The 14823-nt window shown below is 47.0% G+C and carries 12 protein-coding genes; 11 read left to right on the top strand and 1 reads right to left on the bottom strand.

The window, feature by feature from the left end:
• The first annotated feature begins 160 nt into the window (after positions 1–160).
• The 11 genes from glgB to HF864_RS08800 all read left to right on the top strand — a co-directional run bounded on the left by glgB (position 161) and on the right by HF864_RS08800 (position 14678).
• Positions 161–2134, top strand: a complete 1974-nt coding sequence (gene glgB / locus HF864_RS08850) for a 1,4-alpha-glucan branching protein GlgB (protein WP_169462629.1) — start codon at positions 161–163, stop codon at positions 2132–2134.
• A 35-nt stretch (positions 2135–2169) separates the two neighbouring features.
• On the top strand, positions 2170–3315 hold the full coding sequence (locus tag HF864_RS08845) for a glucose-1-phosphate adenylyltransferase (protein ID WP_169462628.1): 1146 nt from the start codon (positions 2170–2172) through the stop codon (positions 3313–3315).
• The gene (glgD, locus tag HF864_RS08840) at positions 3305–4468 is read left to right on the top strand and encodes a glucose-1-phosphate adenylyltransferase subunit GlgD (RefSeq protein WP_169462627.1); all 1164 of its coding nucleotides are present in this window, start codon (positions 3305–3307) and stop codon (positions 4466–4468) included. The genes HF864_RS08845 and glgD overlap by 11 nt, the downstream gene beginning before the upstream one ends.
• Before the next feature lie 2 nt (positions 4469–4470).
• Positions 4471–5898 carry a glycogen synthase GlgA gene (gene glgA / locus HF864_RS08835; protein WP_169462626.1) on the top strand — a complete coding sequence of 476 codons (1428 nt, stop codon included), beginning with the start codon at positions 4471–4473 and terminating at the stop codon, positions 5896–5898.
• Between the two features lie 35 nt (positions 5899–5933).
• Entirely contained in the window at positions 5934–8333 is a 2400-nt protein-coding gene (locus HF864_RS08830; protein ID WP_169462624.1) for a glycogen/starch/alpha-glucan phosphorylase, read from the top strand.
• A 29-nt stretch (positions 8334–8362) separates the two neighbouring features.
• Positions 8363–10198: a glycoside hydrolase family 13 protein gene (locus tag HF864_RS08825; protein ID WP_169462622.1), complete on the top strand. Its 1836-nt coding sequence runs from the start codon at positions 8363–8365 to the stop codon at positions 10196–10198.
• 554 nt (positions 10199–10752) lie between these two features.
• Entirely contained in the window at positions 10753–11604 is an 852-nt protein-coding gene (locus HF864_RS08820) for a MetQ/NlpA family ABC transporter substrate-binding protein (protein ID WP_169462621.1), read from the top strand.
• A gap of 25 nt (positions 11605–11629) precedes the next feature.
• Complete coding sequence (gene msrA, locus HF864_RS08815; protein ID WP_169462619.1) at positions 11630–12151, top strand: peptide-methionine (S)-S-oxide reductase MsrA; 522 nt, start codon at positions 11630–11632, stop codon at positions 12149–12151.
• Between the two features lie 125 nt (positions 12152–12276).
• Entirely contained in the window at positions 12277–12555 is a 279-nt protein-coding gene (locus HF864_RS08810; RefSeq protein WP_346774617.1) for a transposase, read from the top strand.
• A gap of 300 nt (positions 12556–12855) precedes the next feature.
• Entirely contained in the window at positions 12856–13305 is a 450-nt protein-coding gene (locus tag HF864_RS08805; protein ID WP_169462618.1) for an NUDIX hydrolase, read from the top strand.
• 239 nt (positions 13306–13544) lie between these two features.
• Positions 13545–14678: a class I SAM-dependent RNA methyltransferase gene (locus HF864_RS08800; protein ID WP_169462616.1), complete on the top strand. Its 1134-nt coding sequence runs from the start codon at positions 13545–13547 to the stop codon at positions 14676–14678.
• Here the strand turns inward: HF864_RS08800 and HF864_RS09410 are convergent.
• A partial coding sequence (locus HF864_RS09410) for a hypothetical protein (RefSeq protein WP_205882347.1) occupies positions 14634–14823 on the bottom strand: 190 nt, incomplete at its 5' end. The two genes, HF864_RS08800 and HF864_RS09410, sit on opposite strands and share 45 nt — an antisense overlap.

Genomic DNA, 14823 nt, shown 5'->3' with positions numbered 1-14823 from the left:
TGGCGCACACCAATCGAGATCTTCCTGCTTAATTTACGTCATTAAATTCGTTCAAGTTATTTCTTGCAATCTGCCAATAATTAATAAAAATTGCTTTTTGCTAATAAACAAACTGTTTTATTCACTAAATTTACATTTAGCTTTATAAAGGGGTGATCAAATGCTGAGTGAAAAGGATTTGTCAGCCTCGCTGCAGGCTTTTTCTGATGGCTCCAACTATCGGGCTCAGGATATCTTGGGCGTCCATCACGAGAAGCGACCGGAAGGCGAGGGATTCGTTTTTCGGGTCTGGGCACCGCATGCTCAGCAGGTTTGGCTGGTCGGTGATTTTAATGAGTGGGATGAGCATTCACTGCCAATGCAAAAAGATCGATTCGGAATTTGGAGTCTTTTTACCAGTGAGGCTAAAGCCGGACAGCTTTATAAGTTTAACGTCAAGCAGAGTACGGGACGCGAGATTATGAAGATTGATCCGTTTGCGGTCTGTTTTGAAAGACGGCCAGGCGTCGCGGCCCGGATCATCGATTTTCCTGATCGCAAGTGGAAAGACGGCTTGTGGCGTGGCCGTCAAAAACGCGAACATCATTTCAATCGGCCGCTTAACATCTATGAGGTCCATGCCGGTTCATGGCGTTTTCATGAAGATGGCACGCCATATGATTTTAGTGATCTGACGCGTGAGCTGATTCCTTATCTGAAAAAAATGCACTACAGTCACGTTGAGTTTATGCCGTTGATGGAACATCCGCTGCCAGCATCGTGGGGTTATCAGATTATCGGCTTTTATGCGCTTTGCTCCAGTTATGGTACGCCAGAACAGTTTCAAGAATTTGTAGAGAGCTGTCATCAAGCCAACATTGGCGTTATTGTCGACTGGGTACCAGGACATTTCAACATCAATGATGATGCCCTTGCCTACTATGACGGCACGCCAACTTTTGAATATGAAGACAATGATCGAGCTAAAAATATTGGCTGGGGTGCTTTGAACTTTGACCTGGGCAAGCCACAGGTACAGTCATTTTTGATCTCCAGCGCGCTGTTTTGGCTGAATGCCTATCATGTTGATGGAATCAGGGCCGATGCCATCTCAAGCATTATTTATCTTGATTATGACTTTGGTCCTTGGAAGCCTAACAAATATGGTGATACGCGTAACTTGGAGGGCTACGACTTTTTACACAAGGCTACCAGAGCCATCAAGCTGGAACATCCAGAATCACTTTGGATTGCCGAAGAAAGCTCGGCCGGTGTCCAGGTTACGGGCCGAATAGAAGACGGTGCACTTGGATTTGACTATAAGTGGAACATGGGTTGGATGAACGACACACTGGACTTTTACAGTGAGGATCCGATTTATCGCAGCTACGATTTTCATAAGCTGACCTTCTCATTTATGTATCGGTTGGCCGAAAACTTTATTTTGCCACTGTCACATGATGAGGTCGTGCATGGCAAGCGCAGTCTGATGAACAAGATGTGGGGCGATCGTTACAAACAGTTCGCCCAGTTGCGCAATCTGTATGTATGGCAGATGACGCACCCAGGCAAGAAGCTGCTGTTTATGGGCGGCGAATTTGGCCAGTATCTGGAATGGAAGTTTGACGCACCACTGGAATGGGTTGATCTTGATGATCCGTTGAACCAGACAATGCAGCACTTTACCGCGACACTGAACGGTTTGTATCATGATAATCCATCGCTTTGGGAACTGGATACCAAAGATGAAGGATTAGAGATTATTGATGCCGACAACAAAGATCAGACGGTCTTGAGCTATATTCGTCATGGCAAGCGCAAGCATGACTTTTTGATCGTGATTTTAAACTACACGCCGGTTGAAAGACGCAATTTTAAGATCGGCGTACCTTATCCGGGAACCTATCAAGAGATTCTCAATACCGAGATGAAGGAGTTTGGTGGTACTTGGACCAAGCATAATCCAGATTGCCACACTAAACCTGATTCGTTTAAGGAATATGAGTACACGATTGAAACCACGGTACCGTCCTTAGGTGCGTTGATCCTTAAGCCTGGTAAGGATGTCAAGATTGCACGGCGTAAGCCAAAGCCACGCAAAAAGGCACAAAAGAAGCCAACCAACCAAAAACACAAGCAAGCGGGGAGCAAATAGAAAGGGGTGTTGGATGGAGCCCACCATCCACAATCATGAATGATGAAATGTTAGGGATTGTATTGGCCGGCGGTAAGGGAACTCGGCTGGGCAAGCTGACGCAGAATCAGGCCAAGCCTGCGGTACCATTTGGCGGCCGTTATCGGATTATTGACTTTACGATGAGCAACTGTGTCAATTCAGGCATTCGCAATATCGGTGTGATTACCCAATACCAGCCACTGGTCTTGGACCGCCATATCGGTAACGGGGCCAGCTGGGGATTGGATCGGCTGGATTCTGGCGTTACGATTCTGCAGCCATACTCCAGTCCAGACGGCAGTAAGTGGTTTGCTGGTACGGCGCATGCCATTTACCAAAACATCGACTATATCGACAGCATCAACCCTAAATATCTGCTGGTATTGTCTGGGGATCACATTTACAAGATGGATTACAGTGACATGCTTCAGCAGCATATTGACAATGGTGCATCTCTAACGGTGGCAGTCATCGATGTCCCTTGGGAAGATGCTTCCCGTTTTGGAATTATGAATACTGATGATCATGATCGAATTACCGAGTTCGTGGAAAAACCGGCCGAACCAAAGAGCAATCATGCCTCGATGGGGATCTATATTTTTAACTGGGCTCGGTTGCGCGAGGTTTTGGTCAACAACTTTACCAAAAACGACAATATGCTTGACTTTGGTAAAAACGTTATTCCATATTACCTGGACAGCGGTGAGCCGGTCTATGCCTACCGCTTCTCGGGCTACTGGCGTGACGTTGGTACCATCATGTCGCTTTGGCAGGCCAACATGGAGTTTCTGGAGCCAAACAACGGGCTGAACATGCAGGATCGCAGCTGGCGGATCAATTCCCGCAGCCCATTGGCACCACCACAGATGCTGACCGAAACGGCTGAGGTCTCACAGTCAATGATTGTTGATGGTTGCTATGTGGCCGGTAAGATCGAGCACAGTATTCTTTCGGCTAACGTACGGGTCAAGGAAGGCAGCGAGGTCATTGACAGCATGATCATGCCTGGGGCCAGCATCGGTCGCAACGTTACGATTCGGCGGGCCATTGTCGGTGAAAATGCCGTGATTGGCGATGGCGTAACCGTGGATGGCGGGGATGACGACATCGCGGTAGTCGGCAATGGTGAAACGTTAGGGGGAACTTCAAATGAAGAATAATCAAATGTGTGCAATCATCGTCGACGAGCTCAACGATGAAGCCTTAAAGCCATTAACCAACGAACGGCCGTTGGGAACGCTGTTTTTTGACTGCAAGTACCGTCTGATCGACTTTGAGCTCTCCAGCGTCGTTAATGCCGGGATCCGCAACGTGCAGCTGATTGAGGATGAAGACAAGGTGCGTTCCGTCTTTGATCATCTGGGCGGCGGTCGTGAATGGGGTTTGGATGCGATTGGTTCTTATCAATACGTCAACTATTTCCAAGACAGCGAGAATAAAAAAGCAGCTGGTGAAAAATACTTCACCAATACGATTGAATTCTTGGAAAAATCGCACACGGCCTACACGGTAATCATGGGAACCCGGATGCTGTGCAATCTGAATCTGCGGGCAGCCTTAAAGATTCACAAGCAGACCGACAAACCACTGACGGTGATCTACAGTCGAACGAATGTTGATGAGATTGCCTCATACGACAATATCTTGAGTTTTGACAGTCTGGGCAACGTGATTACTTGTGATGAATTTGCCAAGCTGGCTGATCAAACGGGGACCTTCAACCTGTCAATGAATGTCTACATTGCCGACACCCGCTGGCTGATTGATGCACTGCGCAAGGGCCAGCAGCTGGATGCACCGGCTCAGCTGGATGACTTCTTGAAAGAACAGCTGCCAAAGCCTGGTCTGGCAGGTGGCTACGAATACGTCGGCTATCTGCAGAATATCTATGACCTGCAGAGCTACTATCAAGCCAACAAAGACATGCTTGACTCCGATAAGATGAATGAGCTGCTCTACACCAATCAGCGTATCATCACGCGGACGCGCAATGAGGTTGCCACCTACTATGACAAGCATGCCAAGGTTAAGAACAGTCATCTGGCAACTGGTTGCGACATTTATGGTACGGTATCAGACAGCCTGATCTCTCGACGGTCGGTAGTTGATCCAAAGGCAGTTGTAACCGATTCGATCGTAATGCCAAACGCACGAATCGGCCATGATGCCGAAATTCACTGGGCAATTCTGGACAAAAACGTGGTTGTCAAGCCAGGCGTCAAGATCATGGGTACGCCAGACCATATTCTGGTTGTACCAAAGAATACGCGTGTGGAGGCCAACCTGATCAGTACGGAAGAAGAGGCGAATTAATCATGAAAATTATGTTTGCGGCGGCCGAATGTGCACCATTCTTTAAGAGTGGGGGTCTGGGTGACGTGGTCGGCGCGCTCCCGAAAGCCCTTGCCAAAAAAGGCCATGAGGTGCGCGTAGTCTTACCGCTGTGGCGCTGGATGCCTGGCAAGTTCCAAGAAAAAATGGAAAGCTGGGGCTCATTTGAGGTCAAGGTTGGATGGCGGACCGAATACTGTGGTGTTGAAACACTCTACCAAGACGGTGTGCGCTACATGTTTTTAGATAATCGCTATTATTTTGATCGCCCTAAGCTTTACGGCTACTATGATGATGGTGAGCGGTTCGCGTGGTTCCAACAGGCCGCCTGTGAATTGATGGGTCGCTACAACTGGGTGCCCGACGTTTTGAACTGCAACGACTACCACACGGCCTTTATGCCATTTCTGCTCAAGGAAAAATATGGCTGGGTCGGACCTTATCATCACATCAAAACGGTTCTGACGATTCATAACCTGGAATTCCAAGGCGAATATGGGCGCGAGGTCTTAGAAGAGCTGTTTGGCATGTCACCGGTACGCTATGACGATGGTACGGTTCGGTTTGGTACCGCAGTCAACTTTATGAAGGCCGGGATTTTATATGCTGATCGCGTCAACACGGTTAGTCCAAGCTATGCCGCCGAAATTCAGACGCCTGAGTTTGGCTGTCATTTAGACGAAGTGCTGCGCATGGAAAACTTTAAGCTGTGCGGAATCTTGAACGGAATCGACTATGACGTCAATAATCCGGCTACTGATAAGAATCTGGCGGCCAACTATTCAATCAAGGATCTCAAGGGGAAGGCCAAGGACAAGGCAGCTTTGCAAAAGGAATTTGGCTTACCACAGCGTCCAGACGTGCCTTTGATTGGGATTGTCAGTCGGCTGACCTATCAAAAAGGCTTCCAGCTGGTCGTCAATGAGATGGAAAACCTGATGAAGTTTGACGTACAAGTCGTCTTGCTGGGGACGGGCTATGCCAACTTTGAGCACGATTTCCGCTGGTTCAACGGCGTTCATCATGATAAGTTTGGCGCCAAGATTGAGTTTGACGTTGGTCTGGCGCAACGCATCTACGCAGGCGCTGACATGTTCTTGATGCCGTCTGGCTTTGAGCCATGTGGACTTTCCCAGATGATTTCGATGCGTTATGGTACGCTGCCAATCGTTCACCAGATTGGAGGGCTAAAAGACAGCGTCGAGCCATATAATCCAATCACCAACGCAGGGACAGGCTTTGGATTTGAACAGTTTAGTGGCTTTTACATGATGGAGGCCATTAAAGAGGCCATGGCAACCTATCAGCAGCCGAAAGTCTGGCGTCATCTGATGCAAAACGCAATGGCCAAGGACTTTAGCTGGGACAAGCAGAGCCAGGCCTATCTGGATATGTATAAATCACTGTTTTAGTTTTTGATTGTGAAAAACTGAGAGGGGATAGAAATTTGAGTTTAACAAAATCACAGTTTAAGCAGGATTTTAAGCGGCATTTAAAAGATGATCTAGCGCTGGATATTGACGAGGCCTCATATTTTGACATGTACAAGGTCTTGGCAGGCATGGTGAAGTCAGCCTATAACCAAAATTGGCATCATACCTGGCGCAGCTATGATCAGCAGCACAAAAAGCAGCTGTACTACTTTTCAATTGAATTTCTGCCAGGCCGAATGCTGCAAAGCAATCTGTTTAACCTGGGCTGGCTGGACGTTGTTAAAGATGGTCTAAAAGATCTGGGCGTTGATTTTGAAAAGATTGTCGAACAAGAAAACGACATGGCGCTTGGTAATGGTGGGCTGGGACGACTGGCTTCATCGTTTATGGACGCTTTGGCCAGTGATGGTTTTGCCGGCAATGGTAATGGGATTCGCTACAAATACGGTCTGTTTAAGCAAAAGTTCATCGACGGCTACCAGGTTGAATTGCCAAACAACTGGCTCAATGAAGGCAACGTTTGGGAAGAACGCCGGGAGACTCATTCCGTAATGGTACGCTTCGGTGGGCAGGTTTTCTTGAAGCCGCAAAATGGTCAATTGGTACCGGTATATGAAGGTTCGCAGCTGATTAAAGCCGTGCCATATGATACTGGAATGGTTGGCTATGAAAATGGCGTTGTCAACACGTTGCGGCTTTGGGATGCCGAAATTCCCGAAGATGAGGAAAGCAAGTACCGCACGATTGATGATCTGCGCCGTGTTGAAGATTTGACCAGCGTGCTCTATCCGGACGATTCAACTGAAGATGGTCGCCGGATGCGAATTCGCCAAGAATACTTCTTTGTTTCAGCCGGTCTGCAAAGCATCATCAACCACTATCTGAAAAAGTACGATCAGCCATTGACCAAGCTGGATCAATACGTGGCCGTACATATCAATGATACGCATCCATCAATGGCTATCGCCGAATTGATGCGGTTGTTGATGGATGAGCATGGTCTGAGCTGGGAAGACGCCTGGAAGGTAACGGTCAACGTAATGAGCTACACCAACCACACGATCATGGCTGAGGCGATGGAACGCTGGGATATCAATATGATGCAGCAAGAAGTGCCACGGGTGCTGCAGATTATTCAAGAAATCGATCGACGCTTTGTCCTGTCTTTGGAAGGCAAATACGACCAAAACTTCATCAACCGTACGCGTATCATTTTCAACAACCAGGTTCACATGGCGCACTTGGCAATTATTGGTTCACACAGTATCAACGGGGTGGCCAAGCTGCATACCGAGTTGCTGAAAAAAGAGGTACTGCACGACTTCTATCGGCTTTACCCCGAACGCTTTAACAACAAGACCAATGGGGTAACGCTGCGGCGCTGGATGGCTATTGACAATCCGCGGCTGGCTGCTATTTTGGATCAGGAAATCGGTACTGACTGGCGCGAGAATCCGCTTGAGTTGGAAAAACTGTTGAAGTACCGGAGCAACAACAAGGTCTTGGATCAGCTGATTGCCGCCAAGCAGGCTAATAAGCGTGATCTGGCCAAGTTTATCAAGCAGCAGACTGGAATCGAGGTTTCATCAAAAGCCATCTTTGATGTTCAGATCAAGCGGCTGCATGCCTACAAGCGTCAACTGCTGAATCTGCTGCGCATCGTCAAGCTCTATCAGGATCTAAAAGCCAATCCAAATGCCGACATCTACCCACGCGTCTTCATCTTTGGCGCCAAGGCAGCACCAAGCTATCAATATGCTAAAGCCGTGATCAAGTGCATCAATGAAGTTGCTAACCTGGTCAACAACGATCCCGATATTCACGATAAGCTCAAGGTCGTCTTCTTGGAAAACTATAACGTTTCATTGGCTGATCGGATTATTCCAGCTGCCGATGTTTCTGAACAGATCTCACTGGCCTCAAAGGAAGCATCCGGAACCAGCAACATGAAGCTGATGGCCAATGGTGCTTTGACCGTAGCTACGATGGATGGCGCCAACATTGAGATTCATGATTATGTTGGTGATGACAATATCTTTACGTTTGGGCTCTCATCACAGGAAGTCTACCGCTACTATGCTGACAATTCATATCATGCCAGCGAGTACTATGAGAACGATCCGGTTATTCATCGTGTCGTGGATGCATTTGTTGATGGCACGATTCCAAACATCAGCATGGAAGGCCGCGAGATTTTTGAATCGCTGGTTCAGTATAATGGCGATCAGTTCTTTGTGCTGCGCGACTTTGAATCCTACCTTGAAGCTCAAGACAAGGTTGATCAAGCCTACCGTAACCCTAAGCACTGGGCCCAGATGAGTCTGATCAACACTGCCAATGCTGGCCACTTCTCATCTGATTTGACGATTGACCGCTACGTTGATGATGTTTGGAAACTGACGCCAAACAAGTAATCATGCCAAACAAGTAAGGGGGGACTGCTTTGGGGCAGATCCATTACAATGCCTGGCAGCTGGAGTTCAAGCAGCCTTTTGGGGCACTGCAGGCCGGTAATAATGTTCAGTTCAGCGTTAGGGTTGACTGCCAAAATGTTACGCAGGTCGCGGTTGGCGTTACCAAGCTGGATGAGAACACGGTTTTTTACCCGCTGACTCAAGATGAAGATGAGTCAGACAAATATACTGGTGAGATCAAGATTACGACTTCCGGCTTATACCACTATTATTTCCGAGTGCGCCGCGAAAATGATGCCGCGCTCTACTTGGGACATCTGCATGGCGGCTTGGGTAAAGAAACCACTGATATCAGTAAAGTTGAGCCGTTTCAGCTGACCTGTTACGATCGGCAGGTACCGCGACCGGAATGGTATCGCAATGCGGTTTTTTACCAGATTTTTCCGGATCGGTTTGCAAACGGCAATCCGCATGGTGAAATTGACGGGAAGAAGCCAAATACGTTTTTGTACGCCACTACTGACGATCGGCCGATGTATATCTATGATGAGAACCACAAAATTGCGCGCTGGGATTTTTATGGCGGCAATCTGCGTGGCATCATTGCTAAACTTCCCTATCTTAAACGGTTAGGCGTAACCGCGCTTTATTTGAACCCGATATTTGAGGCCTCCAGCAATCATCGCTATGATACCAATGACTACTTGAAAATTGACCCGATGCTGGGCACTGAAGAAGACTTTAAAATGCTGGTCACGATGCTGCATGAAAACGATATGCATCTGATCTTGGATGGCGTCTTCAATCATGTGGGCAAAAACAGCCGCTATTTCAATGCCGGTCATCTCTACGGCAAGCAGACCGGAGCCGCTAATGATAAAAACAGTTCTTATTACGAATGGTTCAATTTCAAGCATTATCCGGATCAATATGACTGTTGGTGGGGAGTTGATGATCTGCCGACGGTCAATAAGGATAATCCCAGCTACCAGCAGTTCATCTATGGTGAGCGGGGCAGTGTCTTGACTAAATGGAATGATCTGGGGGTTGATGGCTGGCGGCTAGACGTTGCTGATGAGTTGCCAGATGACTTTCTGCGAGAAATTCGGCATAACCTGGACCGTTATGATGATCGCATTCTGATTGGCGAAGTCTGGGAGGATGCCTCCAGCAAGGTCAGCTATGGTCATCGGCGTCCCTATGTCAGCGGCGACAATCTGTATGGCACAATGAACTATCCGCTGCGTCAATGGGTAATCAGTTTGCTGAACGGTCATTGCGATTTGATTAAAGCTGGTGAAGACTTATTGACGCTGGTGGAAAATTATCCGCGCAATTTCCTGCTTGATTGCCTAAATAACCTTGGGACTCATGATACCGAACGCATTCTGACCGTTTTGAATCAAAGCGTGCCATTGGTAAAGATAGCGTTTGCTCTACTATTTAACCTGCCGGGAATTCCATGTGTCTATTATGGTGATGAGGCCGGTGTGGAAGGTGGCAAGGATCCCGATAATCGGCGCTATTTTCCTTGGGGGCATGAAAACGCTGAATTGCAAAAAGCGGTGCACTACTGGGCAGATATTCGCCAAGAATGCGAATCGCTAAAAGAAGGGCAGACAGGGATTATGATTGCCGGTAATGAAGTCTTGGGACTGATTCGCTATACCGCAGACAGCGCGACGTTGCTGTTGGTCAACCGAGAGAATCAGTACGCGCAAGTACGGGATCTGCAATTCATGCATGTTCCGGCCAGTCTGCAGCAGGCCATTGAAAAACGGGTTGCCGGGTTGCGGATGGCACCATTTACTACCAGATTTACCGAGTTGAACGTGATTTCAATAATGGCCGATGAAGATAACTGATTAAGAAAAAGCATCGCTGCAATCCGCGGCGGTGTTTTTTAGAAACTGATGAGGTCAGCCATCCTAAAGTTAGTGCTGCCAAGCTGAGAATCGGCAATCGCTGGTGAGTTTGGCTGTTTGGCACTGTCGATTTCCGATTGATGATGAAGGTTTTTGCCTATAATAGATTAAAATTTTTGAGATTCTTGTTGACAGTCGTCGTCGATTCAGTTAAGATGCTTTATGAAAATTAAGTTAAAAAGTGCTGAGAAAAGATGAGTATCTGGTAAAGACCGCTTAGAGAGTCGTTAATGGTGGGAAGCGATCGGTCACAGCCAGTGAAGATGGTCTTGGAGCGGTTTGGTATGTGAGCCATTGGTGAGCGTATCACGGGGTGACGCCGTTATCAAAGTCGGGGTTTTCGAATTTTCGAGAACTTGCCGAGGAGAGTGCCGTGATGCATTCTTGAATAAGGGTGGTAACACGCTGAACATGACTGTCAGACGTCCCTAAAAGCAGCTGCAAAGCTGTTTTTAGGGACGTTTTTATTTTTTAGCAGCACTAAGGAGGACATTATGAGAAGAAAGCGACGTCGAAATTGGATCATTGCCATTATTGCATTAGTGGTCGTTGCTGCCGGTGCGATTGGCCTAATCTATAAGCGAACGGCAAAGCCTAAGACGACCACGGTGCGATTAGGGTTGGTCGGTACGGATTCAGAGCCCGTTTGGAATAATGTTAAGGCGCGGCTGAAAAAGCAGGGGATCAATATTGAATACGTGGTCTTTGATGATTACGTTCAACCAGACAAGGCCTTGAAAGATGGCAAGATTGATATGCACTCCTGCTTGACCAAGTACTATTTTGAATCTTACAACAAGTCACAAAATGCTCATTTGGTAAGCATTGGTAATACGGTGATTTCGCCATTGGGCCTGTACTCAAAGAAATACAGCTCACTTAAGGATCTGCCGGATGGGGCCACGATCGCCATTCCAAACGAACCTACTACTTTGGGCCGTGGCTTGAACATGCTGCAGTCGGCCGGTTTGATCAAGGTTAAAAAGAGCAGCGGCATCAAGCCATCATTGAATGACATTACGAGTAATCCTAAGAACCTGAAATTTAAAGAAGTTGACCCGGCAACGGCTGCTCGGGCGCTGAGTTCAGTTGATGCCGCGGTAATCAACGGAAATTACGCCGTTTCAGCTAAATTGAAACCAGGCAAGGACTCGCTTTACATGGAACCAATCAACAAGAAAGTCAAGCCTTATGTAAACATTATTGCCGTTCAGGAAAAGGACAAGGATAATCCAGTCTACAAGAAGGTCGTTAAGGCATACCAAACTGAAGAAACCAAGAAGGTAATTCAAAAGACCTACAAGGGTGCCCAAAAAGCTGCTTGGGACATTTACGGCACGAAGTAATTAGTTAAAGAAAGGGGCAGTCAAGATGAGTTTTGAGACGGCAATTTTTGCTGGGGGATGTTTCTGGTGCATGGTTGAGCCATTTGATACTTATCCCGGCATTGAAAAGGTAGAATCGGGATACACGGGCGGGCACGTTGAAAATCCGACCTATGAACAGGTTAAAACGGGAACGACTGGTCATACGGAGGCGGTGCGCATTACGTTTGATCCCACTAAGGTTTCTTATGAACAGCTGGTTGAGATCTACTGGCATCAGACTGATCCAACCGATGCCATGGGCCAGTTTCAAGACCGTGGCGACAACTACCGCCCTGTAATCTTCGTTAAGGATGATGAGCAGCGGCAGATTGCCGAGGCATCGCGACAAAAACTGGCTGACAGTGGGATTTTCGATGATCCAATCGTTACTAAAATTGAGGACGCCCAGCCGTTTTATTTAGCTGAGGATTATCATCAACAGTTCTATAAAAAGAATCCAGAACGCTATGCTAAAGAGGAAGCTGGCGGTCGAGAACAGTTTAAACAAGAGCATTGGCATGTTTAGTTAACTTCTTTAGAAAACTAAGAAAGGGACTGGGAAGGAAGTCCGAAAATAGAAAAATGGCTGAAGATTATGTTACTTAAAACATTAATCTTTAGCCATTTTCATTATTAAAGCGTGTATACCAGATTTTTGAGATTGGTGAGCTGCCGTTAAGCAATAACTCGGTTGAGCAAAGCATCCAACCGTCGACTATTATTCGCAAAAACAGCCTGTTTGCGAAATCGACAGCCGGTGCGGAGGCCAATGCGATCTTCTATACGATCGTTCAGACGGCCAAACTAAATAATCTGGATGTCTTTAAATATCTGAAATTGATATTTGAAGCCTACACACGTTCTCAGAACCTGGCTCTGAAGGCTTGTTTGCCATGGAATCCAACAGTTCAGCAAATTTGCGGCAAATAAAATTACTAGGATAATGAAATGGGGCATCTCGCCAAGCAGCGAGATGCCTCATTTTTTCATGTATTTTTCAAACCGTACCGTTATGGTGTGCTTACTTTTATTTCACGAAAAAATCTGCTTTTTCCAGCCTTTTTTGGATTCTGTATAAGAGACGGGCGTGATTCATTGTTGCCAAAATCAAAGCCCAAATTTTTACCTCATGTGATCAAAAGTTTTAGCAATCGGTGGCTGCATGAGATAATCGCTAATGATTGTTGATGCATGTTAAAATTGATCAAAAAGACATGAGGAAGGATCTATATGGCCTATATTAAAAATTTACGTGCCAAAGTCGGGCATCAGCCGTTGATTATGACCAGTGCCTCAGGAGCCTTGGTTAATGAAAAGAAGCAAGTGTTGCTCCAGAAGCGGGCCGATACTGGTGATTGGGGATTTCCTGGCGGCTATATGGAATTTGGCGAGTCGTTTCGGGATACGGTCAAGCGTGAATTTGAAGAAGATGCCGGAATTGAGGTTGAGCCAGTCAAATTGCTTAAGATTTCGGATCAAGAATTCTATACTTATCCAAATGGCGATCAAGTTCAGCCAATTAATGCCTTCTTTTTGGTTAAGGAAGTCAACAGTCGACAAACTGCTTTTAAGCCGACCGAGACGGTGCAGACCCGTTACTTCTCCCTGGATGAGGCGCCGAAGTTCTTCAATCATCAGCACGCAATGATGTGGCAGACGATCAAGGATATACTTCAGTAACGGTTTCGTGCTGGATGCCCATTGTTGAATTTTTCAGTAAATTGATAAGCAGCTTATTTGAAAATATTTTCAGACAAATAAAAAACGGCTTACTGATTATTCTTTTTCATTGTCGGCAAGCCATTTTGATTTAAACGATCAAATTAGCGTAAGGCGCGAGTAAGCATTGATCCAACAAGCTACAGTTTGATGTTTGTGGTAGAATGATGTCAGCAAATTTTTCGTAAGGAGTTTTAATGTTGAAAAAATTTCATTTGATAGCTACTGCAGCAGCCGGGATTGAAGCCTTGGTAGGCAAGGAGCTGCGAGCACTGGGCTATGAAACGCGGGTCGAAAATGGTCGCGTGCGCTTTGAAGGCGATCTGCGCGATATCATGGTGGCCAATCTCTGGCTGCGGACGGCTGATCGGGTCAAGATTATCGTGGGTGAGTTTGATGCGACTGATTTTGACAGCTTGTTTGAACAGACCAAGGCATTGCCATGGGAAGACCTGTTGCCGATTGACGCGGCTTTTCCGGTTGAGGGCAAGAGTCATCACTCACAGCTGCATAATGTTCCCAGCGTACAGGCAATCGTCAAAAAAGCAATCGTTGACCGTTTGAGTACCGTCTATCATCGACGGACGCGGCTGAGTGAAACCGGGGCGACCTATCCGCTGGAAGTTGCTATCAATAAGGACCACGTACTGTTAACGCTTGACACGACTGGCCCCAGCCTGTTCAAGCGCGGCTATCGTAAGGGCAAGGGGGGCGCGCCATTAAAAGAAAACATGGCAGCGGCTCTGGTGATGCTTGCCCACTGGTTCCCTGACAATCCGTTCGTTGATCCCGTTTGTGGTTCAGGAACGATTCCAATTGAGGCCGCTTTGCTTGGTCATAATATTGCTCCCGGCATCAATCGCGACTTTCAATGTGAGCGCTGGGTCAATCTGATGCCCGAAAACCTAGGCGATGACGTACGTGATGAAGCCGATGCCAAGGCCGACTATGATATCGAATTAGATATTCATGGCTACGATATTGACCAGAATATGATCGATATTGCTCAGCGTAACTGTCAGGCAGCCGGTTTGACGCATGACATCACGTTTAAGCAGCTGGCAGTCAAGGATTGGCACACTGACAAGATCAATGGTGTGATTGTTGCCAACCCGCCATATGGTGAGCGTTTGAGCGATCAAGAATCAGTGCGTGAGCTGTATCGGCAGATGGGTGAGATCTACCGTCCTATGACGACTTGGAGCAAGTATATCTTAACGGCTGATTTGGAGTTTGAAACCTACTATGGTCAAAAAGCTACTAAGCGCCGCAAGCTTTACAACGGTGCCTTAAGAACGGATCTGTTTCAGTACTGGGGCAAGAAACAGCGGTAACGGATCAAAAAGCTTAATGTTTACAAATAAAGGCGGGAAATTTAACCGTCCAATCAAAAAGCCAAGCATGACCCGTACCCCCAAAGTTGGAAATACAACTTTGGGGGTATTTTTATGACCAAAATCAGCATAGAGACTAAGATCA

Origin of the sequence: Lactobacillus sp. MRS-253-APC-2B, from assembly GCF_012843675.1 — a bacterium.
In the GTDB taxonomy this organism is placed as follows: Bacteria; Bacillota; Bacilli; order Lactobacillales; family Lactobacillaceae; genus Limosilactobacillus; species Limosilactobacillus pulli.
This window is presented reverse-complemented; position numbering and strand designations above follow the sequence as displayed.

Excerpts from the sequence above, each read along its gene's own strand:
- HF864_RS08805 (WP_169462618.1), top strand. The coding sequence starts at position 12,856 with ATGGCCTATATTAAAAATTTACGTGCCAAAGTCGGGCATCAGCCGTTG.
- msrA (WP_169462619.1), top strand. The coding sequence starts at position 11,630 with ATGAGTTTTGAGACGGCAATTTTTGCTGGGGGATGTTTCTGGTGCATG.
- HF864_RS08845 (WP_169462628.1), top strand. The coding sequence starts at position 2,170 with ATGAATGATGAAATGTTAGGGATTGTATTGGCCGGCGGTAAGGGAACT.
- glgA (WP_169462626.1), top strand. The coding sequence starts at position 4,471 with ATGAAAATTATGTTTGCGGCGGCCGAATGTGCACCATTCTTTAAGAGT.
- glgD (WP_169462627.1), top strand. The coding sequence starts at position 3,305 with ATGAAGAATAATCAAATGTGTGCAATCATCGTCGACGAGCTCAACGAT.
- glgB (WP_169462629.1), top strand. The coding sequence starts at position 161 with ATGCTGAGTGAAAAGGATTTGTCAGCCTCGCTGCAGGCTTTTTCTGAT.
- HF864_RS08820 (WP_169462621.1), top strand. The coding sequence starts at position 10,753 with ATGAGAAGAAAGCGACGTCGAAATTGGATCATTGCCATTATTGCATTA.